The organism is Stenotrophomonas sp. YJH_SMC_138 (genome assembly GCF_059369855.1).
The window spans coordinates 446,308-468,648 of the sequence record NZ_JCAFTB010000002.1; the positions used below are offsets into that span (position 1 = coordinate 446,308).

The following is a 22,341-nucleotide window of genomic DNA, read 5'->3' on the forward strand; positions in this document are numbered from 1 at the left end:
ATGAAGCGCCTGCGCCATTTCCTGTCCTCGATGGTCGGGCGGTTGTTCGTGATCCTGCTGCTGGGCATGGCGGTGGCTGCGATCGGCGCGACCATGCTGGCCACTTCCAAGCGCCAGCAGGAGTTCGAGCGGCAGAACCTGAACCGCATCGCCGACCGCCTGCAGGGCTACGTCAACCTGCTGGACGGCAATCCGGAGCTGCGCGAGCGCCTGCTGGCGATCGGCGGGCCGAGCGTGCGCGCGCTGCAGCCCGGAGCCCGCCTCGGGCGTGCCGACACGGCGCTGATGGAAGTGCTGGAAGACCGCCCCGGACCGGTGTCGCGCGCGCATGTGCACTTCGCTTCGTTCCGCTCCTGCATTCCCAAGCTGCAGGACCTGCTGCCGCCGCCACCGCCGGGTCACCGGCGGCCGCCGCGCGAACGCGACCCGGCGTTCATCCCGCCCAAGTGCCGCGCGGTGGACGTGACCCTCAACGACGGCACGCTGCTGAAACTGGCGCTGGACTCGCCGGCGGTGGCGCACAACGGCATCCTCGCCGTGGACCCGTGGTTCCTGACCCTGCTGGTGCTGGCGATTGCCGTGCTGGCCTATATCGTTGCGCGCATGGCCAGTGCGCCACTGCAGGAACTGGCCGCCGCTGCCGAGGATCTCGGCGACGATCTGCAGCGCGACCCGTTGCCATTGCGCGGGCCGCATGAAGTGCAGCGCGCCGCCGAAGCCTTCAACGCCATGCAGCACCGCCTGCAGCGGCACCTGGCCGAACGCACGCAGATGCTGGCGGCGATCACCCATGACCTGCAGACGCCGCTGACCCGGTTGCGCCTGCGCCTGGAGAATGTCAGCGACGAAGCCCTGCGCGAGCGCCTGATCGGTGACCTGGCGGCGATGCAGGCGCTGGTGCGCGAGGGCCTGGAACTGGCCCGCAGTGCCGAGAGTGCCGAGCAGCGCGCCGCACTCGACCTGGATTCACTGCTGGAGAGCATCGTCGAGGACACCGCCGAAGGCGGCGCCGACGTGGTCTTCGAGGGGGGCAGTGGTTCGGTGCTGATGCTGCGTCCGCTGGCCATGCACCGCCTGTTCTCCAACCTGGTGGACAACGCGGTGATGTACGCGCAACGGGCGCGGGTACGGGTCGAGCGCAGCGGCGGTGCGATCACCGTAGTGGTGGCCGATGACGGCCCCGGCCTGGCCGAAGAGCAGCTGGAGGCGGTGTTCGATCCGTTCGTGCGGGTGGAAACCTCGCGTTCGCGCCAGACCGGCGGGGCCGGCCTGGGCCTGACCATCGCCCGCGCCCTGGCCGAGAAGGACGGCGCTCGGCTGTGGCTGCGCAACCGGGCCGAAGGTGGCCTGGAGGCGGTGGTGCAGTGGCCGGCCAGTGCCCAGGTGGTGGCGCCCGGCCGCGCCGGCTGAGCCGGCGGGCCGCGGACGGTGACGCCGGGGCCGGGGTTTGGCCTATCATCTGCCCATCTCCCCAGTCTCCCCTCGATGAGCCAGCCCGTTCCCGCCGGCATGCCAGTGCGCGCTGCCCGGCTGTTCCCGCACGCTGCCGCGCCCTGCAGCCGCACCTGGCCGCCGCTGCTGCGGTGATGGGCGGGCAGGGGGACGAGGGGCGCTGGGTGGAGCGCCGCGCATCAGGATTCAGGCGGGCACTGCGGCAGGGCCTGCTGTGGTTGCTGCTGGCCCTCGCGCTGCCGCTGGCGGCACAGGAGGGCGCGCCCCCGCTGCGCGACTACGCCATCGACGTATGGACCTCGCGCAACGGCCTGCCGCACAACTCGCTGCGCGACATCGCACAGACGCCGGAGGGCCATCTGTGGTTCGCCACCTGGGAAGGGCTGGTGCGCTACAACGGACTGGACTTCACCGTGTTCGACCGCAGTACGCGCCCGGGCCTGCGCGACAACGGCATCGGCGCACTGTTCGTCGACCGCCAGGGTGGGCTGTGGATCAGCGATTCGCGCGGCAACGTCAGCCACCGCGGCAGCGACGGCCAATGGCGGGTCTGGGAGCACCAGGCCGGTACACCGCAGGTGCTGATCCAGTCCATGCAGATGGACAGCCAGGGCCGGCTGTGGCTGCTGTACGAAGGCAAGGGCATCGGCTACCTGACGCCGGATGCCGGCATCGTCTACCAGGCACCGGCGGCGGACCTGCCGATGGCGATGAGCTTCACCAAGCTGGTGGTCGATGCACAGGACCGGGTATGGGTCGGCACGCTCGACGGGCTGGTGCTGCGCGACAACGACGGCGTGCTCAAGCGCGCGCCCGCCGCGTGGGGGCTGGGCGCCGGCAGCGGCCTGTCGTGGCCGTACCGGGCACCGGATGGCGCGCTGTGGATCGTCGCCGGCGAGCGCCTGTACCGGGTGGAGGACGACCAGCTGGTGCTGGTGCACCGCCTGCCGGGCCAGCTGCACATGACCTCGATGCTGCAGGACCGGCATGGCGATCTGTGGCTGGGTACCGAGAACCAGGGCCTGCTGCGCATTTCCGCCCATGGCCTGGAGCGGCTGCCGGCCGGCCTGAACCTGCCGGGCGGACGCGTGGTCAGCCTGCGCGAGGATGCCGAAGGCAGCATCTGGGTGGGAGCCAATGGGGGCCTGTACCGCCTGCGCGAAACACTGTTCAGCAGCTTCACCGAGCGCGATGGGCTCAGTGGCGACTACGTGCGCACGGTGTTCGAGGATCGCGACCGCCAGCTGTGGGTCGGCAGCGCCAGCGGCCTTGACCTCCAGACCCGCGACGGTCGTTTCCGCGCGGTGCCGCTGCACAACCGCGGCGGCAAGGCGCCCTCGGTACTGAGCCTGGCACAGGGGCCGGACGGTGACCTGTGGGTGGGAACCTTCGGCGACGGCGTTTACCGGCTGGGTCGCGATGGGGGCCTGCGCCACAACTATGCGGCGGCTGACGGCATGCCGGGCGGCAACATCCGTGCGATCACCGTTGACCCGCAGGGCGTGGTCTGGGCCGGCACGCAGAAGGGCGTGGTGCGCATCGACGGCGACCGGGTGCAGGTCTCGAACGTGCCGGGCATGCCCGGCGGCCTGATCACCGCGCTCGAGCATGATCACCAGGGCAACCTGTGGATCGGCACCATCGAAGGCATCCGCGTGCTGCGTGGCGACCACGTGCAGTCGATCGACCTGGCCCCGCTGGGGGGCGGCCGCAGCGTGTTCGGCTTCCACCAGCTGGGCGATGCGATGTGGATCAGCAGTGATCGTGGCCTGTACCGCTGGCGCAACGGTGCGCTGGCGCGGGTCGGCCTGGAGCAGGGCATGCCGGTGGACGCGGTGTTCCAGCTGGTGCCGGACCGCCTCGGCAATGTCTGGATCAGCAGCAACCGTGGTGTGCTGCGCACCGACATGGCTACCCTCAATGCGGTGGCCGATGGCCGCACGCCGCGGGTGGTGCTGGAGCGCTACAACGAGATCGACGGCATGGCCAATGCACAGGCCAATGGCAGCTCCAGTCCATCGGCGATCCTGCGCCAGGATGGCACGTTCTGGGTGGTCACCGCCGGTGGCCTGAGCACGGTCGACCCGCAACGCCTGCAGCGTTTCCGCGAGCGGCCATCGCCGCCGGCGGCGATCGAGAGCGTGCAGGTGGATGGTGCGCCGGTGCACTGGGAGGGACCGGATCGCAATTACATTCCCGGTGGCCGCCGGTTGGCGGTGAGCTATGTCGGCCTGAGCTACCTGATGTCCGACCGGATCCGCTACCGCACGCGGCTGGATGGCCTCGATGCCGGCTGGGTCGAGCGTGGCCCGCAGCGCAGCGTCGAGTTCGTTGGCCTGCCGCCGGGCGACTACACCCTGCATGTGGCTGCGGCGCATCCGGGCGGCAGCTGGGGCCAACAGGAGGCGGTGTGGAGCTTCAGCGTCGAGCCGTTCTGGTGGCAGCGGCGCAGCGTGCAGGCGCTGGGCGGGCTGTTGCTGCTGGCCGGCCTGGTGGCACTGTACCGCCTGCTGCTGCAGCAGCTGAAGGCCAGCAACCTGCGCCTGGCGCGGCGGGTGGACGACGCGACCTTCGACCTGCAGGCCAAGACCGTGCACCTGCAGGCGCTGAACCAGGAAAAGACCGAGCTGGCCGAGCGCCTGGCGCGCCAGGCCGAAGCCTTCGAGCGCCAGGCCCGCGAGGATGCGCTGACCGGGCTGGCCAACCGCCGCGGCTTCGACGAGACGCTGGCGCGTGACTTCGCCCGTTCGCAGCGTAGTGGTCATCCACTGTGCCTGGTGGTGCTGGACATCGACCATTTCAAGGACGTCAACGACCGCCACAGCCACAGCATCGGCGATGCCGTGCTTGTGCAGGTGGCGACGCTGATCGCAGCCGCCAGCCGCGACTCCGACCTGCCGGCGCGCACCGGCGGCGAAGAGTTCGCGCTGCTGCTCAACGACACCCGCCTGGAGGAAGCCGCGCAGCTGTGCGCGCGCCTGCGCGGCCTGTTCCATGACCACCCCGACTGGGCCGGTGTGGAAGGCCTGCGCGTGACCTTCAGTGCGGGGCTGGTGGAGCTGGATGCCGACGACCGCACCCCGGCGCTGCTGTACCAGCGCGCCGACCGCGCGCTGTACCGCGCCAAGAGCGACGGCCGCGATCGCACGAGCATTGGTTGATCGCATCCACGCATGGCGTGGATCTACTGTGCGGCGATTGATTCGCCACCATGCATCGATGGAACGACGTCGGCCTGTAGAGTCGAGCCGTGCTCGACCACCGCGCGGCAGCGCGGAAAAAGGTGCAGCCGAGCATGGCTCGGCTCTACAGAAAGCGCTTTCTTACCGCGGCCAGGCGTTGGCGATGGTGCAGAACAGCCGCGCGGTCTGCTCGGTGTCATATACCGCGCTGTGCGCTTCATTCGCATCCCAACCCAGCCCGGCGGCAGTGGCCGCACGCGCCAGCACGGTCTGGCCGTAGGCGATACCGGCCAGGGTGACCGTGTCGAACACGCTGAACGGATGGAACGGATTGCGCTTGTGGCCGGTCCGCGCCACGGCCGCGTTGACGAAGCCGAGGTCGAAATGGGCATTGTGGCCAACCAGGATCGCGCGCTGGCAGCCGTACTTCTTCATCGCCGCACGCACCGGAGTGAAGATGTGGTCCAACGCCGCTTTTTCTTCCTTGGCCAGCCGGAACGGATGGTCGAGGATGATGCCGGTCACTTCCAGCGACTTCGGGTCGATCTCCAGGCCCTCGGCCGGGACCACGTGGGCACTGGCGGTCTGGCCGGGGTAGAGCAGGCCGTTCTCGTCCATCTCGATCGGCACCGCAGCGATTTCCAGCAGCGCGTTGCGCTGGCTGTCGAAGCCGCCGGTTTCGACATCCACCACCACCGGCAGGAAGCCGCGGAAGCGTTGTGACATCGCGCGCTGCGCCTGGGGAAGTGCGGAATCGGGAACGGCGGCAGGTGCGGGGATGGGGTCAGTCATGCGTGAATTCTATCAGAGCGGCCCTGAGCGCCCGGCCACGCAGCCCATGCCAGCCACCGTGGTGGCACGAACGCAGAACCCGGTAGGTGCCAACCTTGGTTGGCACATGACGCGCCGACCAAGGTCGGCATCTACCGAACCGCTGGCCGCGCAGGTGTGGCCGAGGGAGACCACCGCGCCAACCAGGCGTCCACGCTCAGCTTGCCGGCGCCGGTGAAGATCAGCGGCAGCAGCATGGCCATGAACAGCACCGGCAGCTTGAAGTTGCCGAAGCCCTGGTCGCTGATCGCATAGCCCATGGCCAGGTCGGCCAGCGAGTTCCACTCCATCGGCCAATGCACCGCATAGGTGGCCACCACGGTCAGCACCAGCAGGCTCGCGGCGGCGAAACGGGTGCCGAAACCGAACAGCAGGCAGGCCGCCCCGAGCAGTTCGAACCAGGTCGCCAGTTGCCAGTTCAGGGTGGCCGGCAACTGGTCGAACGGGAATGGAAAGGCGTCCTGCAGGTCGGCGAACCAGTTCTGGCCGCGCAGCTTCTCGCGGCCGGATTCGAAGAATTCCAAGGCCAGCAGCAGGCGCAGGCCGAGCGGGGCCAACCAGGGGGCGAGACGGTCCAGCTGGTCACGCGCGGCGGCCAGGGTCGGAAGGTTCATCAGGGGATCTCCGCAAATGGGGTGTCAGGGCGGGGCGGTGAGCGGGCCGATCACGCCGGCCTGCAGGAACTGCCGCAGCAGCGCGGCACCGGGGCCGGCCAGCGCGTCTTCGGCCAGCCCATGCGTGGTGGCGAGGCGTTGCAGGTACGTACGGCCTTCCAGCCCAGGCTGTTCACCGATGCTGGACAGCAGGTGCACCGCCAAGGGGCTGAGCGCGGCGAATCGCACTTCACCGTCGGCTTCGCGGCGGACCAGCAGGCCGGTGGGTTCTGGGAGGGGCTGGGTCGGCGCATCCTCTGCACCGAGACGGTGCACCGGCCACTGGTACAGCAGCGGCCACGCCAGCGGCGAACGCTGCAGCGGCACCCGCAGCGGATCGACATCGCCAGGCGCAGGAAGTGGCTCGGCCTGCAACTGGTACAGCGCGGTTTCCACCCACTCGTAGTGGGCCAGTTCGGCCAGCGCCGGGTGCGGCAGCTGCGACTGTGCCTGCAGCCACTGCACGAACTCGGCGGCCAGCTCGGTGAACAGGGGGGTCTGGCAGCGATGGGTGGCGAAGTAGTGGCGCACCAGCGCGCTCCATGCCGGTTCGCCGAGCAGGCGGACGCAGACCGGGAAACCGTTGCTCAGGAGCCCGAGCAGGTTGTTGAACAGCAGGTGCTGGTACACCGCCAACCGGCGTGCATCCAGGCCGGCCGGTGCCGGCACCGCCTGTGGATCGCGCAGGTGCGCGGTGAACGCGTGCTGCTGCGCGCGCAGGGTGTCGATAGCGTCAGCCATGTGCAGCCCCGGCGTGTGCGGCCTGCAGGCGGCGGATGGTCTGCAGTTCGCCCTGCAGTTCCGCATAGGGCGGGAAATTGAAATCGCGTTCGAGCAGGGTGGGGCGTGGGCCGATGCGAGCATAGGTACGCGCCAGCAACTCCCAGACCGGATCAATCACCGCGCTGCCATGGGTATCGATCTTCAGGTCGGGTGCCTCGTCCAGGTGCCCGGCCACGTGCAGGCAGACGATGCGCTGCGCGGGCAGGCCGGCGATGAAGGCATCGGCATCGTAGCCGTGGTTGCAGGCGTTGACGTAGACGTTGTTGACGTCCAGCAGCAGGTCGCAGTCGGCTTCGGCGAGCACCGCATTGGTGAACGCCAGCTCGTCCATCGCCGGTTCCGGCGCCAGGTAGTAGGACACGTTCTCCACCGCGATGCGGCGGCCGAGCAGGTCCTGCACGTGGCGGATGCGCTGCGCGGTATGGCGCACGGCTTCGTCGGTGAAGGGAATCGGCAGCAGGTCGTACAGGTGGCCGTCGTCGCTGCAGTAGCTCAGGTGCTCGCTGTACAGCGGCACGCGGTGCTTTTCGAGGAACCGGCCGACCTGCTCCAGCAGCTGGGTGTCCAGGGCGGCACTGCCGCCCAGCGACAGCGACAGGCCGTGGCAGCTCAGCGGATGGCGGTGTGCCAGTTCGGCCAGGGCATCACCGGCCGGGCCGCCGACATGGATCCAGTTCTCCGGCGCGCATTCCAGGAAGTCGAAGTCGCCTGCCGGAGCGTCACGCAGATCCTGCAGCAGCGCCCGGCGCAGGCCCAACCCTGCAGCCGCCGCGCGAAGCGGCGACTGCGGGTGGACGAGGCTGGCGCGGACGTCAGTGCTTGCCACCGCACTTGCCTTCGCCGCACTTGCCTTCAGCCGACTTCGTGTCGCCGGTCTTGGCCTTGGCGCCCGCTGCGCCGGCAGCCTTGCCCTTGTCGGCACCGCACTTGCCTTCGCCGGTCTTGCCGTCGGCACCACACTTGCCTTCGGCGTGCTTGGTCGCGTCGGCTGCCATCTTGGTATCGGCGGCCTTGGCATCGGTGCTGGCCTTGGCTGCCTGGCCGGCCACCAGGTAGCCCTGGGCGAGGTCGCTCATGCTCAGCGCCGAGGCGCTGGCGGTCATGCCCAGGCCGGCGGCCAGAGCGGTAGCGGTCAGCAGGGACAGGGTCTTGTTGGAACTGCTCATCGGTCTTACTCCTGGGTGGTGGGCAGGTGCCCGGGGTGAATCGATGGTGCAGCGATCCTACTCAACGAATCCTCGCCAAGAACTCAAATTTTCGTGAGATCTGTTACAGAAGCATCCGGCAGGTCCGCACCGGGCAAGCCCGGCGGGCCCAATGCGGGGGAACTCCCCAAAAAAGAAGGCCGCTGTCACCAGGACAGCGGCCACCTTGGAGTCGACTCCGGTGTTGCAGTGCAGCGTCAGGGCTGGCCGGTGCTGGAGGTCTCGTCGCGCTTTTCACGCGGTGGCAGCGGCTGCTCGCCATGCACCAGGAACCATACGTTCTCGGCGATGTTGGTGGCGTGGTCGCCCACGCGCTCCAGGTTCTTGGCCATGAACAGCAGGTGCGTGCACGGGGTGATGTTGCGCGGGTCTTCCATCATGTAGGTCAGCAGCTCGCGGAACAGCGCGGTGTACTGCGCGTCCAGGCGGGCGTCGTCCTCACGCAGTTCCAGCGCGGCATCAGCATCGTTGTCGCGGTAGGCGGCAATGGCACGCCGGACCTGCTGCGCGGCCAGGCGGCCCAGTGCACGCAGGCCCTGGATCTGCGGCAGCGGCGGCACCTTGCCCAGCGCGATCGAGCGTTTGGCGACGTTGGCAGCGTAGTCACCGATGCGCTCGATGTCGGCCGGAATGCGCAGGCCGGCAAGGATCTCGCGCAGGTCGCGCGCCATCGGGCCACGCAGCGCCAGGCGCATCACGTCGTGGCTGATCTGCTGTTCCAGCGCATCGATCGCCTCGTCGTTGGCGATGATGCGATGGGCAGCGTTCTCGTCGCGCTTCTCGATCACGTCCATCGACGCTTCGAGCTGGGCGACGGCCATCTCGCCCATGCGCACGATCTCGGCCACCAGGCGCTGCTGCTCTTCGTCGTAGCTCTTGACGATGTGGTCGTTGGGAAGGTTCATGGTTGTTCCACTCTGTAGAGTCGAGCCACGCTCGACTGATGGTGTCTGCAGGGTCGAGCCGTGCTCGACTGACGTTTCAGCCGAAGCGGCCGGTGATGTAGTCCTCGGTCTGCCGCTGCGACGGCTGCGAGAAGATCACTTCGGTGCGGTCGTGCTCGATCAGGTCGCCCAGGTACATGAAGGCGGTGTAGTCGGACACGCGTGCGGCCTGCTGCATGTTGTGGGTGACGATCACGATGGTGTACTCGTGCTTGAGTTCTTCCACCAGCTGCTCGATGCGGCTGGTCGAGATCGGATCCAGCGCCGAGGTCGGCTCGTCCAGCAGCAGCACCGACGGGCGCAGGGCCACGGCACGGGCGATGCACAGGCGCTGCTGCTGGCCGCCGGACAGGCCCAGTGCGCTCTGCCCCAGCTTGTCCTTCACTTCGTCCCACAGCGCGCCCTGGCGCAGCGCCTGCTCGACGCGGTCTGCCATGTCGGCCTTGCTCAGCTTCTCGTGGTGGCGGATGCCGTAGGCCACGTTCTCGAAGATGGTCATCGGGAACGGCACCGGCTTCTGGAACACCATGCCGACCTTGCTGCGCAGGCGGTTCATCGGGTACTTCGGCGACAGGATGTTCTCGCCGTCCAGCAGCACTTCACCGCGCGCTTCCAGCTTCGGGTACAGCGCGTAGATGCGGTTGAAGATGCGCAGCAGGGTCGACTTGCCGCAACCGGAAGGACCGATCAGCGCGGTCACGCGCTTTTCCGGGATTTCCAGGTTGATGCCCTTCAGGGCGTGGAACTTGTCGTAATAGAAGTCCAGTCCACGCGCAGCCAGCTTCACCGGCGACGGCGTGTGCAGGCTCTCGTGCGAGGACGGCACGGCGATGCGCTGCATCGGCACGGCGTTGGAAAGGTCGTTCATGGCGTTATCCACGGAAAGGTCAGTCATGGGAGATACGGTTGCGCAGCAGGATGCCGCGGGCGGCAAGGCTGACCAGCAACACGAAGACAGTCAGCACCAGGGCACCGGCCCATGCCAGCACCTGCCAGGATTCATACGGGCTGCCGGCGAACTGGTTCATCACCACCGGCACCGAGGCCATCGGCTGGAAGATGTTGTTGTTCCAGTACTGGTTGCCGAAGGCGGTGAACAGCAGCGGTGCGGTCTCGCCGGAGATGCGGGCCAGTGCCAGCAGGATGCCGGTGATGATGCCGGCCGAGGCACTGCGGTACAGCACCTGCACGATCACCTTCCACTGCGGGATGCCCAGCGACAGGGCCGCTTCGCGCATCTGCGAGGGCACCAGGCGCAGCATCTCGTCGGTGGTGCGTACCACCACCGGCAGCACGATGAAGGCCAGCGACAGCGCACCGGCGAACGCCGAGAAGTTGCCGCCGGTCTGCATCACGTACAGGGTGTAGACGAACAGGCCGAGCACGATGGACGGGGCCGACAGCAGGATGTCGTTGACGAAGCGGACCACGGTGCCGGCCTTGCGGGCGTTGCCGTACTCGGCCAGCCAGGTGCCCGCCAATACGCCCAGCGGGGTGCCGATGCCGATCGCCAGCGCACACATCACGGCGCTGCCGAAGAACGCGTTGGCGAGGCCGCCTTCCTGCATCGGCGGCGGCGTCATCTTGGTGAACAGATCCAGGTTGATGCCGGCCAGGCCCTTGGAGGCCAGGGTGAACAGGATCCAGCCCAGGAAGAACAAACCGAACAGCGCGGTGGCGCAGGAGGCGGTGATCGCAACGACATTGCCGATGCGGCGGCGCAGGTACAGGGAGTCAGCGGTGCTGGACATCAGTTGCCCTCCTTGCGGGACAGGCGCATCAGCATCAGGCGGGCGATGGCGAGCACCACGAAGGTGACGATGAAGAGGACGAAGCCGAGCAGCAGCAGGGCCGAACGGTAGGTTTCAGTGGCTTCACCGAAATCGTTGGCGATCAGCGCAGCAATGGTGGTGCCCGGTTCCAGCAGCGACGGCGACAGGCGCACGCTGTTGCCGATCACGAAGGCCACCGCCATCGTCTCGCCGAGGGCGCGGCCGAGGCCGAGGAAGATGCCGCCGATCACCGCCGAGCGGGTGTAGGGCAGCACGATGTCCCAGCTCACTTCCCACTTGGTGGAGCCCAGCGCATAGGCCGATTCCTTCAGGCGGGTCGGCACGGTCAGGAACACTTCGCGCATCACCGAGGAGATGAACGGAATGACCATGATCGCCAGCACGAAACCGGCGGTGAGCATGCCGATGCCCAGCGGCGGGCCCTGGAACATCGGGCCGATGATCGGCCATTCGCCCAGGGTCTCGTTGAGGAACGGCGTGACGTACTCGGTCATCACCGGCACCAGCACGAACAGGCCCCACATGCCGTAGATGATCGAGGGAATGCCGGCCAGCAGTTCGATGGCTGTGCCGACCGGGCCACGCAGCCAGCGTGGCGCGACTTCGGTGAGGAAGAAGGCGATGCCGAAGCTGACCGGCACGGCGATGACCATCGCGATGACGGCGGTGACCAGGGTGCCGTAGATCGGGGCGAGCGCGCCGAACTTGTTTTCGACCGGATTCCAGTCGGCGGAGAAGAAGAAGCTCAGGCCCTGCATCTGCAGGGCATGGCGGCCGCCCCACAGCATCGACAGCGCGGCGCAGGCCAGGGCGATCAGGACGAAGATGACGGTGCCGACCAGCACCCATCGGAACAGTTTGTCGTTGCGGGCATCACGCGCATCACGCGTGGACGGGGCGGCTACAGGCTGGGCGATGGCATTCATGGGGACGGCAGGGCCAGGAAGGGGCGGGGCGGCACGGCGTGGAAGCGGTGCCCGCGCGGGGCGGGCACCGTCGAGTCCGTCACTTCAGGTCGGTCGCCCAGTAGGCCTCGATCTGCTTGACCAGTTCGGCCGGCAGCGGCACGTAGTGCAGCTCGTTGGCCTGGGCCTGGCCGTTCTCGAAGGCCCACTTGAAGAAGGCCAGGGTGTCCTGGTTGCGCTTGGCGTCCTTCGGCTGCTTCTGCATCAGCATGAAGTTGGTGGCGGTGATCGGCCACGCCTGCTCGCCCGGGGCGTTGGTGATGACCAGGTTGAAGTCCTTGGCGCTGGCCCAGTCGGCGCTGGCGGCCGCCGCGGCGAAGGTTTCCGCGCTGGGCTCGACCCAGTTGCCGGCGGCGTTCTGCATGGCGGTGTACGGCATGCCGTTCTGCAGCGCGTAGGCCAGCTCGACGTAGCCGATGGAGCCCTTGATCTGCTTCACGTACGAAGCGACGCCTTCATTGCCCTTGCCACCGACGCCGTCCGGCCACTGCACCGAGGTGCCTTCGCCGACCTTGCTCTTCCACTCCGGGCTGACCTTGGACAGGTAGTTGGAGAAGTTGAAGGTGGTGCCCGAACCGTCCGAACGGTGGACCAGGGTGATCTTGCCGTCCGGCAGCTTCACGCCCGGGTTGGCGGCGACGATGGCCGGATCGTTCCAGGTCTTGACCTTGCCCAGGAAGATGTCGGCCAGCAGGGCGCCGCTCAGGCGCAGCTTGCCGGCTTCCAGGCCTTCGATGTTGACCACCGGCACCACGCCGCCGATGGCCGACGGGAACTGGGCCAGGCCGGCCTGTGCCAGCTCTTCGCTGCTCAGCGGCTTGTCGGAGGAGCCGAAGTCGACGGTGCCGGCCTTGATCTGGGCGATGCCGCCGCCGGAGCCGATCGACTGGTAGTTGATCTTGGCCCCGGTGGCGGCGTTGTAGTCGGCCGACCACTTGGAGACCAGCGGGAAGATGAAGGACGCGCCCGCGCCGGACACTTCGGCGGTCACCTTGGCACCGGCAGCGGCCGGGGCAGCGGCACCGTCGGCCGCCGGCTGCTGCGCGGCCTGCTTGTCGCCACCGCAGGCCGACAGGCCCAGGGCGATGGCCAGGGAAAGGGCGGCAAGGCCGGCCGAGTGCAGTTTCATGGTCACTCCATAGCGGGGAAGAGCCGACGTGGTCGGCGGATGCGGCTATGAAATGATGTTTTTGTTACAGCCGTATTACGACCATGACAGAGGTGTCCTGGATCACGTTCTGACAAGGGTTTCACCGGGTTGGCCCCCATCCGGCAGAGCCCCGGAGACCCCGGATCTGCGCACCGGTATGGCGGCCGGTTGGCCCGTGTGGAGTCAAGCCATGTTCGATAGGTCCCTGCCCTCGGTAGGTGCGGACCGTCGGTCCGCACGCTCCAGCACCCAGCCGAGCGTGGGCTCGGCGCTGCAGAGGCAGATGCATGCATCCCCGAAAACAAGAAGAGCGCGAGATCTCGAGGATCTCGCGCCCGGTTGGGGCCGGCGGGGGAGAGAGGACCCGCCGGCCCCGTTCCTGCGGGGGAACGTGCTTACTTCAGGTTCTGCGACCAGTAGGTCTCGATCTGGCGGACCAGGCTGTCCGGCAGCGGCACGTAGTCCAGCTGGCGGGCCTGGGCGTCGCCGCTCTTGTAGACCCAGCGGAAGAACTCCTGGGTGGCCTTGCCGTTGGCAGCGTTCTTCGGCTTCTTGTGCACCAGGATGAAGTTGGTGGCGGTGATCGGCCAGGACTCGGCGCCCGGGGCGTTGGTCATCACCAGGTAGAAGTCCTTGGCGCTGGCCCAGTCGGCGCTGGCGGCAGCGGCGGCGAACGATGCATCGCTCGGCTGGACGAACCTGCCGGCAGCGTTCTTCATCGCCGTGTACGACAGCTTGTTCTGCAGTGCGTAGGACAGTTCGACGTAGCCGATGCCGCCCTTGATCTGCTTCACGTAGGCAGCAACGCCTTCGTTGCCCTTGCCGCCGATGCCGGCCGGCCACTGGACCGAGGTGCCTTCACCGACCGAGCTCTTCCACTCCGGGCTGACCTTGGACAGGTAGTTGACGAAGTTGAAGGTGGTGCCCGAACCATCCGAGCGGTGCACGACGGTGATCTTGGCGCTCGGCAGGGTCACGCCCGGGTTCAGCGCGGCGATGGCCGGGTCGTTCCAGGTCTTGATCTTGCCCAGGAAGATGTTGGCCAGCACGGTGCCGTCCAGCTTGAGTGCGCCCGGGGCGATGCCGGCCACGTTGACCACCGGCACCACGCCGCCGATCACCGACGGGAACTGGGCCAGGCCCGAGGCGGCCAGTTCTTCCGGCTTCAGCGGTGCATCGGAAGAGCCGAAATCAACGGTCTTGGCCTTGATCTGCGCAATGCCGCCGCCGGAACCGATCGACTGGTAGTTGACCTTGTTGCTGGTGGCAGCGTTGTAGTCGGCCGACCACTTCGACATCACCGGGTAGATGAACGAGGCGCCCGCGCCGGTGATTTCAGCGGCGTTGGCGGCGAACACGGACGACGCTGCGAAGACGGCAACGGCAACGCGCGACTTGAAGGCGTGGATCACGGGGTGGCTCCTGGGTTGATTGGGATGCGGGGTTACCCGCCCGGCGCACATTCCATAACGGTTCGATGACAGCGCGGGGACCGTTGTATGACGCATCCGTTACAGCGCTGGCTGGCGCTTGCGCAGCGCGGGCCGTGAAGGTTTCGCGCAGCGGCTGAGGCGGTCGTGCGGGCACAAGGGAGGTGCGCCGGCGCCGGTTGCGGTCACCTTGCATAGGTGGCCGATGAGGTGACGGCTGCCTCCCTTCGCGCGGTCTGCGCCTGGCGTTGCGCAGGGATTCCGCGTCATCCGCGCGAAGCCGGGCGGTGCGGACCAGGGTGACCCGGCGGCTTGCCCGCGTGTCGGTGCCGATACACCACGCCATGGGGCGCAAGGGATCGATAAGCATGTGCGCGCAAATGAGTCGTACGCATGACCGCACGAAGAAATCTGGGGTTGGTGCTCAATCTGTCATTCGGCTGTCATGGTTTTAACGGAACGTTCGCAAAACGCTTGACCGGCCTGCCGGCGTGGCGTTCTGCCCAAGCCATTCCAACCCTCTGGAGAAATCCAAAATGCGTTCCCATTTGCTCGCCGCCGCGGTCGTTGCAAGCCTCGGTCTGGTTTCCGCCGACGCCTTCGCAGCCCCCGCCAGCTCGGGCGTGTCCCAGGCACAGTTGCAGCAGCTGCAGGCACAGATCGCTGCGCTGCAGGCCCAGGTCCAGCAGTTGCAGAACGATTCGCAGGCGCTGCAGGCGCAGTCCGACGCGCAGTCCGAAGTGAACATCACCCAGGCGCAGGCCCTGGAAGGTGCGCAGAAGACCCAGACCAGCGTCGACAAGCTGGCCAAGCTGGTCAATGACAACAAGATTGGCGGTCGCATGTTCTTCGACCTGACCAACATCGACAAGACCAGCAACGGCAAGGACACCGCCGCCAGCGGCACCGGCCTGGACGTCAAGCGCTTCTACCTGACCGTCGACCACAAGTTCAACGACATCTGGTCGGCCAACCTGACCACCGACTTCCAGTACAGCTCGGCCATCGGCAACACCGAACTGTTCGTCAAGAAGGCCTACGTGCAGGGCAGCTTCGACCCGGCCTTCAACCTGCGCGTCGGTGCCGCCGACATGCCGTGGATCCCGTACGTCGAGAAGTTCTACGGCATGCGCTATGTCGAGAACACCCTGACCGACCGCCTGAAGTACGGCAACTCGTCCGACTGGGGCCTGCATGGCTTCGGCAACCTGGGCAACAACTTCAACTACGCCGTCTCGGTCGTGTCCGGCGCCGGCTACAAGAACCCGACCCGCAGCAAGGGCATGGACGTGGAAGGCCGCGTGGCCTACACCCCGAACGAGAACTTCGTGGTCGCCGTCGGCGGCTACAGCGGCAAGCTGGGCAAGGAAACCGACATCCAGAGCGCCGAGAACACCTACACCCGCGCCAACGCGATGGTGGCCTACGCCGACAGCAACTTCCGCGTCGGCGGCGAGTACTTCCAGGCCAAGAACCTCAACAACGTGCTGACCGTTGCCACCGACAAGACCAGTGGCTGGTCGGTGTGGGGCAGCGTGCGCGTGACCGACGGCGGCATCAACGTGTTCGGTCGTTACGATGACACCGACGTCAGCAAGACCCTGGACCCGACCCTGAGCGACAAGTACTGGAACGTCGGCGTCGAGTTCCCGGTCATGAAGAACCTCAAGCTGTCGACCGTGTACAAGTACACGCACCTGGCCAACGCCAGCGACAAGAAGAACGACAAGACCAAGGAATTCGGCGTCTGGGGCGACCTGTCGTTCTGATCTCCTGAAGCACCCTTGTCCATACACGCGGACGGCGGGCCTGGTGCCCGCCGTCTTCGTTTCGTCACAACACGATCCGCGTCACGTCTCGGCTGTGGTCTTTTCCTTGAACCGGCACAGGTCGGCGATCACGCAGCCCGGGCAATCCGGCTTGCGCGCCTTGCACACGTAGCGGCCATGCAGAATCAGCCAATGGTGCGCGTCGAGCAGGAACTCGGCCGGAATCACCTTCACCAGCGTGTCCTCCACTTCGCGCACGTTCTTGCCGGGGGCCAGGCCGGTACGGTTGGAGACGCGGAAGATATGCGTATCCACCGCCATCACCGGCTCGCCGAAGGCGGTGTTGAGCACCACGTTGGCGGTCTTGCGGCCCACACCGGGCAGCGCTTCCAGCGCTTCGCGGTCGCGCGGCACTTCGCCGCCGTACTTCTGCAGCAGGATCGCGCAGGTGGCGATCACGTTCTTCGCCTTGGCGTTGAACAGCCCGATGGTGGCGATGTACGGCTTCAGGCCATCCTCACCGAGCGCGAGGATCTTCGCCGGCGTGTTGGCGACCGGGAACAGGCGGCGGGTGGCCTTGTTGACGCCGACGTCGGTGGCCTGGGCAGACAGCGCCACGGCCACCAGCAGTTCGAACGGCGAGCTGTACTCAAGCTCGGTCTTCGGGTGCGGATTGAGCTCGCGCAGGCGGGTGAACATTTCCACCACGTCGGCGCGCGGCATGCGGCCGCCGCGCCGCGCCGGTGCGCGGGCAGTCTTCTTCGCGGTGGCCATTACGGCTCCTTGCCGGTGACGCGGGCCTTGGCCCGGGCGAGAATCGCGGCCGCCGCGGCGGGCAGGGGGGGCTTCACGTCCGGCGCCGGGGGCGGGGTGCGACGTGCATCGCGCTCGGCTTCGCGGCGGGCCAGGCGCACCGCGCGGGCGCGATAGCGTTCGCGTGCGGCCCAGGCCGTACGCAGTTGCTGCTGGGCCTGCTGCAGCCGCTGCGGAAGGTCCGGGTGGCCAGGCAGCAGCTGTTCGTCGCCGGCTCGGGCGACGTAGTCCATCAGCCCCGCCTGCAGGGCGCCATCGAGATCGTCTGCCTGGACCCGGGCGAACAACTGCGCGGGGTTGGGTCGGGATGCCATGGCGTCAGCGGTTCTGGAAGGCCGGCGGGCGGCGCTGCAGGAAGGCACTGGTGCCTTCACGCATGTCCTCGGTGGCGAACAGCAGGCCGAACTGCGCACTTTCGTATTCCAGCCCGGCCTCCAGGCTGCACTCGCCGCCCACGTGCACCGCGTCGAGCAGGCCACGCAGGGCCAGCGGTGCTGAGCGTGCCAGCTGGCGGGCGACGTCCTGCACGCGGTTGTCCAGCGCGTCGGCCGGCACGACTTCGTTGACGATGCCCAGCTCCAGCGCACGCGCGGCGTTGATCGGCGCCCCCAGCAGGCACAGCTCCAGGGTGGCGGCGCGGCCACACAGGCGCAGCAGGCGCTGGCTGCCGCCGAAGCCGGGAATCAGGCCGAGATTGATTTCCGGTTGGCCGACCTTGGCGGTATCGGCGGCGATGCGCAGGTGGCACGCCATCGCCAGCTCAAGCCCGCCGCCCAGCGCGAAACCGTTCACGCGCGCGATGACCGGCTTGGGCATGCGTTCGATCTGGCGCATCAGGGCCTGGCCCAGCAGCGAGAAATCACGTCCCTGAACGGCGCTGAGGGTGTTCATTTCCGCGATGTCGGCACCGGCCACGAAGGCCTTCGGGCCCGCCCCGGTCAACACCACCACGCGCACCTCCGGATCGGCAGCGGCGACCCTGAAGGCATCGGTCAGCGCCTGCAGGGTCGCGGCGTTCAGGGCATTGAGCTTGTCCGGGCGCTGGACGGTCACGGTGCGGATGGCGCCTTCGTCGGCAACAGCGATCAGGGCATCGGCCACGGGGAAACTCCTGGAACGTTAAAAAAAAGTGATATTGAACTCTGCAAACGCAGACGGGTCATAGCCTGCATCGTGAGTAGCGGTTACACGTTGCGCCCGTTATCCTAACCCGTCGCCTCAGGGCGGCGAAGAACGTCCCTGAGTTACCACCCCTGGAGAACTGTTTGATGAAGTTGCGTTCTATCGCGGTCGCCGTCGCGGCCCTGGCCCTGACGGGCAATGCCTTCGCCCAGGACATCGCGTCCGAGAAGGGCAAGCTGAGTTATTACTTCGGTTACGACTACGGCAACAACCTGGCGGAGCTGACCGGTCGCGGTGAGCAGCTGGACATCAACTCGGTGGTGAAGGGCCTGCAGGATGCCTACGCCAAGAAGCAGCCGGCGATCACCGCCGAGCAGCTGAAGCCGGCCGTTGAAGCGTTCCAGAAGCGCGAGCAGGGCCGTGCCCAGGCTGCCAAGGCCGAGTACGAAAAGGCGGCTGCCGAAAACAAGACCAAGAGCGATCAGTTCATCGCGGCGAACAAGGCCAAGGCCGGCGTGCAGTCCCTGCCGAGCGGCGTCCAGTACCGCGTGATCGAAGCCGGCAAGGGCGCCAAGCCGACCCAGGCCAGCACCGTGCAGCTGGAAGTGGCCGGTCCGTTCCCGTACGGCCAGCGCCCGACCGAAGCCCGCCCTGCCCAGCAGATCCCGTCGATCAAGGTCAGCGAAGTTGAAATGAAGGCCATGCGCGAGACCCTGCTGCAGATGCCGGCCGGCTCGAAGTGGGAAGTCACCCTGCCGCCGGACCAGGCCTACGGTGCCGACCCGCGCACCCCGTTCCCGCCGAACGTGGCTGTGCAGTTCGAGATCAAGCTGGTCAGCGTCAAGTAAATCGAAACAGCAAACGAAACGCGCCGGTGATCCCACCGGCGCGTTTCTGTTTGTGCAGCCCCTGGCGGTGAAACGCCCGCGCTGCGCGCGAGCGTCGACTCTACCGTTGGGCCGGGCCACCCGCGCAAATTCAGCCCGATCGCGCTACTGTTGCCGGGTGCAAACAATGGAAGAAACGGCGCGTGTTGTCGCAAGTCCCTGCATCGGAGTGTGCACGCTGGATCCGCACCGGCAATGCACCGGCTGCGCGCGGCATATCGATGAGATCGCGCGGTGGTCGTCGATGAGCAACGAGGAACGCAGCCGCATCCTGCACCGCGTGCAGCCCCTGCGCGAACAACTGCAGCAATCGCTGCGTGGCTCGCTGGCCGACCACGAGCGACTGATGCGCGCGCTGCACCCCTTGGCCCAACCGCCGGCCGGCGACGGCTGGAACCGCAGTGAGCTGATCGACCTGCTGCCGCCCGGGCCTCCGGTGGAGGCTGCGGTGCTGGCCGGCATCGTCCCGCGCGCCAACGGCGCACAGGTGATCCTGACCCGCCGCACCGAAACCCTGCGCACGCACGGGGGCCAGGTCGGATTCCCCGGCGGCCGCACCGAGCCCGATGACCGTGACGCATTGGCGGCCGCGCTGCGCGAGAGCCAGGAAGAAATCGCATTGGCGCCCGGCCAGGTGCAGGCGCTGGGGTATCTCGATCCCTTCGTCACCATCACCGGCTACCGGGTCACGCCGGTGGTGGCGGTGGTGGATCCGGATTTCGTGCCGGTGCCGCAGCCCAGCGAAGTGGCCGAAGTGTTCGAGGTGCCGCTGGATTATCTGATGGCGCCCGACAGCCTGCGCCAGGTCGAAATCACTCATCGCGGCCGGGTCCGCCACGTCCTGGAGTATGGCTGGCCGGGGCAGCGCATCTGGGGCGCGACCGCCGCCATTCTCTACAACCTGCGTCGTCGCCTGGAGCAAGTGAAATGAAGCCGATCGATCCGCCGTGGACCACCCTGGTCGATGTCACCAGCCTTGCCGCTGCGCTGGGCGCAGGCGTGCGCGTCGTCGATGCGCGTGCCACCGCCAGCACCGCCGTGCGCGTGGTCGATGCGCGCGCTTCGCTGGCCGATCCGCAGGCGGCGGGCGGCCAGTATCTGGCAGGGCACATACCGACTGCGGTGCATGCCGATCTCAACCGTGATCTGTCGGATCTGACCCGAAGCGGCCACGGCCGGCACCCGCTGCCGGACAGCGATGCGTTCGCCGCGAAGCTCGGTACGTGGGGCATCGGTCCCGAAACCCAGGTGGTGGTCTACGACGGCAGCGACGGCAGCATGGCCGCCTCGCGCCTGTGGTGGCTGCTGCGGCTGATCGGGCACACCCGGGTGGCCGTGCTCGACGGCGGTATTGCCGCCTGGCAGGCCGCCGGTCACGCGCTGGCGAGCGGGCCGACTGAAGTGACGGTGTTACCTGCCTACCCGGGCCGTTTCGACACCACCCAGATCGCCAACGCCGATGAAATCAGCGCACGGCTGAAGCACGCGCCGGGCTGGTTGGTCGACGCGCGCGCGGGTGAGCGCTTCCGCGGTGACGTCGAGCCGCTGGACCCGGTCGCCGGCCACGTGCCGGGCGCGGTCAACCGCCCGTTCGCCTTGAACGTACTCGATGGCCACCTGCGCGACCCACAGGCGCTGCGCGCCGAACTGCAGGGCGTGATCGGCAACCGCGATCCGCAGCAGGTGGTGCTGATGTGCGGCTCCGGCGTGACCGCCTGCCATCTGCTGCTGGCGATGGAAACGGCGGGCCTGTCCGGCGCGCGCATCTACGCCGACTCCTGGAGCGGGTGGGTCAGCGACAGCAGCCGCCCGGTGGCGACCGGCGCCTGAGCCGCGCGGGGTCGGATCCGTTTTCCAACGGAGAACGGTTCTGACCCCATCAACCGAAAATCGGGTCAGAGCCCGTTGCGTAGCAACGGGATCCGACCCCGTGTCGATTCGAAGGATCGCGGAGAACTGTTGAAGGCGGGGTGGGGCCGGTTGCGGGGGTGTCCGCAACCGGACCCCCCCCGCCATCCCACGGAATGCCAGCGTTTGACGTTGACGTTGACGTTGCCGTTGCCTCTGCGGGTGCAGGGCGCAGCCCTGCCGCTTACCCAACCGGCTGCAACGGCACCTTCGCCAGCACCCGCGCCCACGGGAACAGCGGCCCCGGATCGCGCTTGCGCGCCACCGTCAACGTCGCATCGTCGCTGGCCGGCACCCGTTCCAGGTCCAGCTGGTCATGCCCGGCAATCCGTCGCAGCGACGGGTAGTGCGCCACCAGCGCCAGCAGCAGCTGTTCCAGCGCCTGCAGCTGTGCCTCGGTGTAGGCCTCGTCCATCGCCTGGTGGCGGCTGTCGAACCAGTCCGGATAGCGCCCGGTATTGACCAGCTCGATGCCCAGCGTATGCGCGTTCATGCCGCGCACGTGATGGGCCACGCGTTCCGGTGCCACGTACTGCACCACGCTGCCATCGCGGTCGATGTAGAAGTGCCCGCTGTTGCCGGCGCCGCTGTCGTACAGTACGCGCTCGCCGTACTCGCGGGCCGTCGCCAGATCGGGCAGTTCGGTGCAGTGGATCACCACCATCTCCAGCGTGGCCGGGTCGCGCAGCGGCAGACGGTCTTCGTAGGGCAGGGGCTGCAGCTGCAGGCCGGGCAGGAGCGGGTTGGGCATCCGGCGATGCTAGCATTGCGGCATGAACCTGCCTTCTCTTTCCTCGTTGGCCCGCTCGCACGGAGCACGTGCATGAGCCGCGGCCACTGCATCCTGTCGCATGGCTTCGAGAGCGGCCCGGAAGCGACCAAGGTCACCGCGCTGGCCGACGTGGCGCAGCGCCTGGGCTGGACCCATGAGCGCCCGGACTACACCGACCTGGACGCGATGAGCGAGGTCAGCCGGGTAGGCGACGTGCCGACCCGCCTGCGCCGCCTGGTCGAGCGCGCCGCCATCGCGGCCCGGCAAGGGCCGGTGGTGCTGGCCGGCTCCAGCCTGGGCGCCTACATTTCCGCCATCGCCTCGTTGCAGGTACCGGTGGCCGGCCTGTTCCTGATGGTGCCGCCGACCACGATGGGCCCGATGCCGGCGCTGGACGCCGCCGCCGTGCCGACCACCGTGGTCCAGGCCTGGCATGACGACGTGGTGCCAGCAGCGGGAGTGATCGCGTGGGCGCAGGCGCGCTCGGCGCAGCTGCTGCTGGTCGACGACGGCCACCGCCTCGAGCGCCACGTGGAGGCTTCCGCGCAGGCCTTCGAACGCTTGCTGCGGCAACTGTGAAGCCCGGGCGCACGGCGCGCCCGCCCGCATTGACTACAATGGCAGCCCCGCCGCCCCCGGCGCGGGCCTGCCGGCCGTGCCTACGGCCCTCCTTTCCGACCGG

General features: G+C 67.8%; 22 protein-coding genes. 7 read left to right on the forward strand and 15 right to left on the reverse strand.

The annotated features are described in order from the left end of the window. Together AC5P7I_RS07165 and AC5P7I_RS07170 are read left to right on the forward strand one after the other, a co-directional pair. On the forward strand, positions 1–1,410 hold the full coding sequence (locus AC5P7I_RS07165) for an ATP-binding protein (RefSeq protein WP_164076950.1): 1,410 nt from the start codon (positions 1–3) through the stop codon (positions 1,408–1,410). A 176-nt stretch (positions 1,411–1,586) separates the two neighbouring features. Then, positions 1,587–4,613 (forward strand): ligand-binding sensor domain-containing diguanylate cyclase, encoded by a 3,027-nt coding sequence (locus tag AC5P7I_RS07170; RefSeq protein ID WP_041864114.1) that lies wholly within the window; start codon positions 1,587–1,589, stop codon positions 4,611–4,613. 162 nt (positions 4,614–4,775) lie between these two features. Here the strand turns inward: AC5P7I_RS07170 and rnt are convergent, their stop codons facing one another. From rnt to pstS (AC5P7I_RS07225), 11 genes are all read right to left on the reverse strand, one after another. Continuing rightward, positions 4,776–5,426, reverse strand: a complete 651-nt coding sequence (gene rnt, locus AC5P7I_RS07175; protein ID WP_032956522.1) for a ribonuclease T — start codon at positions 5,424–5,426, stop codon at positions 4,776–4,778. 131 nt (positions 5,427–5,557) lie between these two features. Then, a complete protein-coding gene (locus AC5P7I_RS07180; RefSeq protein WP_164076949.1) occupies positions 5,558–6,079 on the reverse strand; it encodes an HvfX family Cu-binding RiPP maturation protein in 522 nt (173 codons plus the stop codon). 24 nt (positions 6,080–6,103) lie between these two features. Continuing rightward, positions 6,104–6,859: an HvfC family RiPP maturation protein gene (locus AC5P7I_RS07185; RefSeq protein ID WP_069117332.1), complete on the reverse strand. Its 756-nt coding sequence runs from the start codon at positions 6,857–6,859 to the stop codon at positions 6,104–6,106. Then, a complete protein-coding gene (locus AC5P7I_RS07190; protein WP_164076948.1) occupies positions 6,852–7,727 on the reverse strand; it encodes an HvfB family MNIO-type RiPP peptide maturase in 876 nt (291 codons plus the stop codon). Before AC5P7I_RS07190 ends, AC5P7I_RS07185 begins: the two co-directional genes overlap by 8 nt. Continuing rightward, positions 7,714–8,067: an HvfA family oxazolone/thioamide-modified RiPP metallophore gene (locus AC5P7I_RS07195; protein ID WP_014646537.1), complete on the reverse strand. Its 354-nt coding sequence runs from the start codon at positions 8,065–8,067 to the stop codon at positions 7,714–7,716. Before AC5P7I_RS07195 ends, AC5P7I_RS07190 begins: the two co-directional genes overlap by 14 nt. 236 nt (positions 8,068–8,303) lie before the next feature. After that, entirely contained in the window at positions 8,304–9,011 is a 708-nt protein-coding gene (phoU, locus tag AC5P7I_RS07200) for a phosphate signaling complex protein PhoU (RefSeq protein ID WP_005408787.1), read from the reverse strand. Between the two features lie 76 nt (positions 9,012–9,087). Then, complete coding sequence (gene pstB, locus AC5P7I_RS07205) at positions 9,088–9,918, reverse strand: phosphate ABC transporter ATP-binding protein PstB (protein WP_005408788.1); 831 nt, start codon at positions 9,916–9,918, stop codon at positions 9,088–9,090. Between the two features lie 19 nt (positions 9,919–9,937). Then, a complete protein-coding gene (gene pstA / locus AC5P7I_RS07210; protein WP_014646538.1) occupies positions 9,938–10,801 on the reverse strand; it encodes a phosphate ABC transporter permease PstA in 864 nt (287 codons plus the stop codon). Further along, a complete protein-coding gene (gene pstC / locus AC5P7I_RS07215) occupies positions 10,801–11,769 on the reverse strand; it encodes a phosphate ABC transporter permease subunit PstC (protein ID WP_005412771.1) in 969 nt (322 codons plus the stop codon). Before pstC ends, pstA begins: the two co-directional genes overlap by 1 nt. A 79-nt stretch (positions 11,770–11,848) precedes the next feature. After that, entirely contained in the window at positions 11,849–12,937 is a 1,089-nt protein-coding gene (gene pstS, locus AC5P7I_RS07220) for a phosphate ABC transporter substrate-binding protein PstS (RefSeq protein WP_262087154.1), read from the reverse strand. 416 nt (positions 12,938–13,353) lie between these two features. Beyond that, positions 13,354–14,370 (reverse strand): phosphate ABC transporter substrate-binding protein PstS, encoded by a 1,017-nt coding sequence (gene pstS, locus AC5P7I_RS07225; protein ID WP_014646540.1) that lies wholly within the window; start codon positions 14,368–14,370, stop codon positions 13,354–13,356. 554 nt (positions 14,371–14,924) lie between these two features. On the opposite strand from pstS (AC5P7I_RS07225), the gene AC5P7I_RS07230 reads away from it, so the two are divergent. After that, complete coding sequence (locus AC5P7I_RS07230) at positions 14,925–16,157, forward strand: porin (protein ID WP_014646541.1); 1,233 nt, start codon at positions 14,925–14,927, stop codon at positions 16,155–16,157. Between the two features lie 81 nt (positions 16,158–16,238). On the opposite strand, the gene nth is transcribed toward AC5P7I_RS07230, so the two are convergent. The 3 genes from nth to AC5P7I_RS07245 are packed head-to-tail and all read right to left on the reverse strand — an operon-like array spanning position 16,239 to position 18,071. Continuing rightward, the gene (gene nth / locus AC5P7I_RS07235) at positions 16,239–16,931 is read right to left on the reverse strand and encodes an endonuclease III (RefSeq protein ID WP_014646542.1); all 693 of its coding nucleotides are present in this window, start codon (positions 16,929–16,931) and stop codon (positions 16,239–16,241) included. After that, positions 16,931–17,284: a hypothetical protein gene (locus AC5P7I_RS07240; protein ID WP_049442206.1), complete on the reverse strand. Its 354-nt coding sequence runs from the start codon at positions 17,282–17,284 to the stop codon at positions 16,931–16,933. The genes nth and AC5P7I_RS07240 overlap by 1 nt, the downstream gene beginning before the upstream one ends. 4 nt (positions 17,285–17,288) lie before the next feature. Then, positions 17,289–18,071, reverse strand: a complete 783-nt coding sequence (locus tag AC5P7I_RS07245; protein ID WP_262087158.1) for an enoyl-CoA hydratase/isomerase family protein — start codon at positions 18,069–18,071, stop codon at positions 17,289–17,291. Between the two features lie 167 nt (positions 18,072–18,238). On the opposite strand from AC5P7I_RS07245, the gene AC5P7I_RS07250 reads away from it, so the two are divergent. The 3 genes from AC5P7I_RS07250 (at position 18,239) to AC5P7I_RS07260 (ending at position 20,809) form a co-directional block, all read left to right on the forward strand. Next, a complete protein-coding gene (locus AC5P7I_RS07250; protein ID WP_014646545.1) occupies positions 18,239–18,940 on the forward strand; it encodes an FKBP-type peptidyl-prolyl cis-trans isomerase in 702 nt (233 codons plus the stop codon). Positions 18,941–19,106: 166 nt separating this feature from the next. Next, positions 19,107–19,910: a CoA pyrophosphatase gene (locus tag AC5P7I_RS07255; protein WP_041863217.1), complete on the forward strand. Its 804-nt coding sequence runs from the start codon at positions 19,107–19,109 to the stop codon at positions 19,908–19,910. Beyond that, positions 19,907–20,809, forward strand: a complete 903-nt coding sequence (locus AC5P7I_RS07260) for a sulfurtransferase (protein ID WP_164232477.1) — start codon at positions 19,907–19,909, stop codon at positions 20,807–20,809. Before AC5P7I_RS07255 ends, AC5P7I_RS07260 begins: the two co-directional genes overlap by 4 nt. Positions 20,810–21,071: 262 nt before the next feature. Here the strand turns inward: AC5P7I_RS07260 and AC5P7I_RS07265 are convergent, their stop codons facing one another. After that, positions 21,072–21,638 (reverse strand): N-acetylmuramoyl-L-alanine amidase, encoded by a 567-nt coding sequence (locus AC5P7I_RS07265; protein ID WP_014646548.1) that lies wholly within the window; start codon positions 21,636–21,638, stop codon positions 21,072–21,074. 72 nt (positions 21,639–21,710) lie between these two features. Here AC5P7I_RS07265 and AC5P7I_RS07270 point away from each other — a divergent pair, with 72 nt between their 5' ends. Next, entirely contained in the window at positions 21,711–22,238 is a 528-nt protein-coding gene (locus AC5P7I_RS07270; RefSeq protein WP_032961606.1) for an alpha/beta hydrolase, read from the forward strand. Positions 22,239–22,341 lie beyond the last annotated feature (103 nt).

Bases quoted from the DNA above. Each gene is read 5' to 3' on its own strand.
- AC5P7I_RS07255 (WP_041863217.1), top strand. From the start codon at position 19,107: ATGGAAGAAACGGCGCGTGTTGTCGCAAGTCCCTGCATCGGAGTGTGC.
- nth (WP_014646542.1), bottom strand. From the start codon at position 16,931: ATGGCCACCGCGAAGAAGACTGCCCGCGCACCGGCGCGGCGCGGCGGC.
- pstS (WP_262087154.1), bottom strand. From the start codon at position 12,937: ATGAAACTGCACTCGGCCGGCCTTGCCGCCCTTTCCCTGGCCATCGCC.
- AC5P7I_RS07250 (WP_014646545.1), top strand. From the start codon at position 18,239: ATGAAGTTGCGTTCTATCGCGGTCGCCGTCGCGGCCCTGGCCCTGACG.
- pstB (WP_005408788.1), bottom strand. From the start codon at position 9,918: ATGAACGACCTTTCCAACGCCGTGCCGATGCAGCGCATCGCCGTGCCG.
- AC5P7I_RS07240 (WP_049442206.1), bottom strand. From the start codon at position 17,284: ATGGCATCCCGACCCAACCCCGCGCAGTTGTTCGCCCGGGTCCAGGCA.
- AC5P7I_RS07180 (WP_164076949.1), bottom strand. From the start codon at position 6,079: ATGAACCTTCCGACCCTGGCCGCCGCGCGTGACCAGCTGGACCGTCTC.
- AC5P7I_RS07260 (WP_164232477.1), top strand. From the start codon at position 19,907: ATGAAGCCGATCGATCCGCCGTGGACCACCCTGGTCGATGTCACCAGC.
- AC5P7I_RS07265 (WP_014646548.1), bottom strand. From the start codon at position 21,638: ATGCCCAACCCGCTCCTGCCCGGCCTGCAGCTGCAGCCCCTGCCCTAC.
- AC5P7I_RS07270 (WP_032961606.1), top strand. From the start codon at position 21,711: ATGAGCCGCGGCCACTGCATCCTGTCGCATGGCTTCGAGAGCGGCCCG.
- rnt (WP_032956522.1), bottom strand. From the start codon at position 5,426: ATGACTGACCCCATCCCCGCACCTGCCGCCGTTCCCGATTCCGCACTT.
- AC5P7I_RS07185 (WP_069117332.1), bottom strand. From the start codon at position 6,859: ATGGCTGACGCTATCGACACCCTGCGCGCGCAGCAGCACGCGTTCACC.
- pstA (WP_014646538.1), bottom strand. From the start codon at position 10,801: ATGTCCAGCACCGCTGACTCCCTGTACCTGCGCCGCCGCATCGGCAAT.
- phoU (WP_005408787.1), bottom strand. From the start codon at position 9,011: ATGAACCTTCCCAACGACCACATCGTCAAGAGCTACGACGAAGAGCAG.
- AC5P7I_RS07170 (WP_041864114.1), top strand. From the start codon at position 1,587: ATGGGCGGGCAGGGGGACGAGGGGCGCTGGGTGGAGCGCCGCGCATCA.
- pstC (WP_005412771.1), bottom strand. From the start codon at position 11,769: ATGAATGCCATCGCCCAGCCTGTAGCCGCCCCGTCCACGCGTGATGCG.
- AC5P7I_RS07165 (WP_164076950.1), top strand. From the start codon at position 1: ATGAAGCGCCTGCGCCATTTCCTGTCCTCGATGGTCGGGCGGTTGTTC.
- AC5P7I_RS07195 (WP_014646537.1), bottom strand. From the start codon at position 8,067: ATGAGCAGTTCCAACAAGACCCTGTCCCTGCTGACCGCTACCGCTCTG.
- AC5P7I_RS07230 (WP_014646541.1), top strand. From the start codon at position 14,925: ATGCGTTCCCATTTGCTCGCCGCCGCGGTCGTTGCAAGCCTCGGTCTG.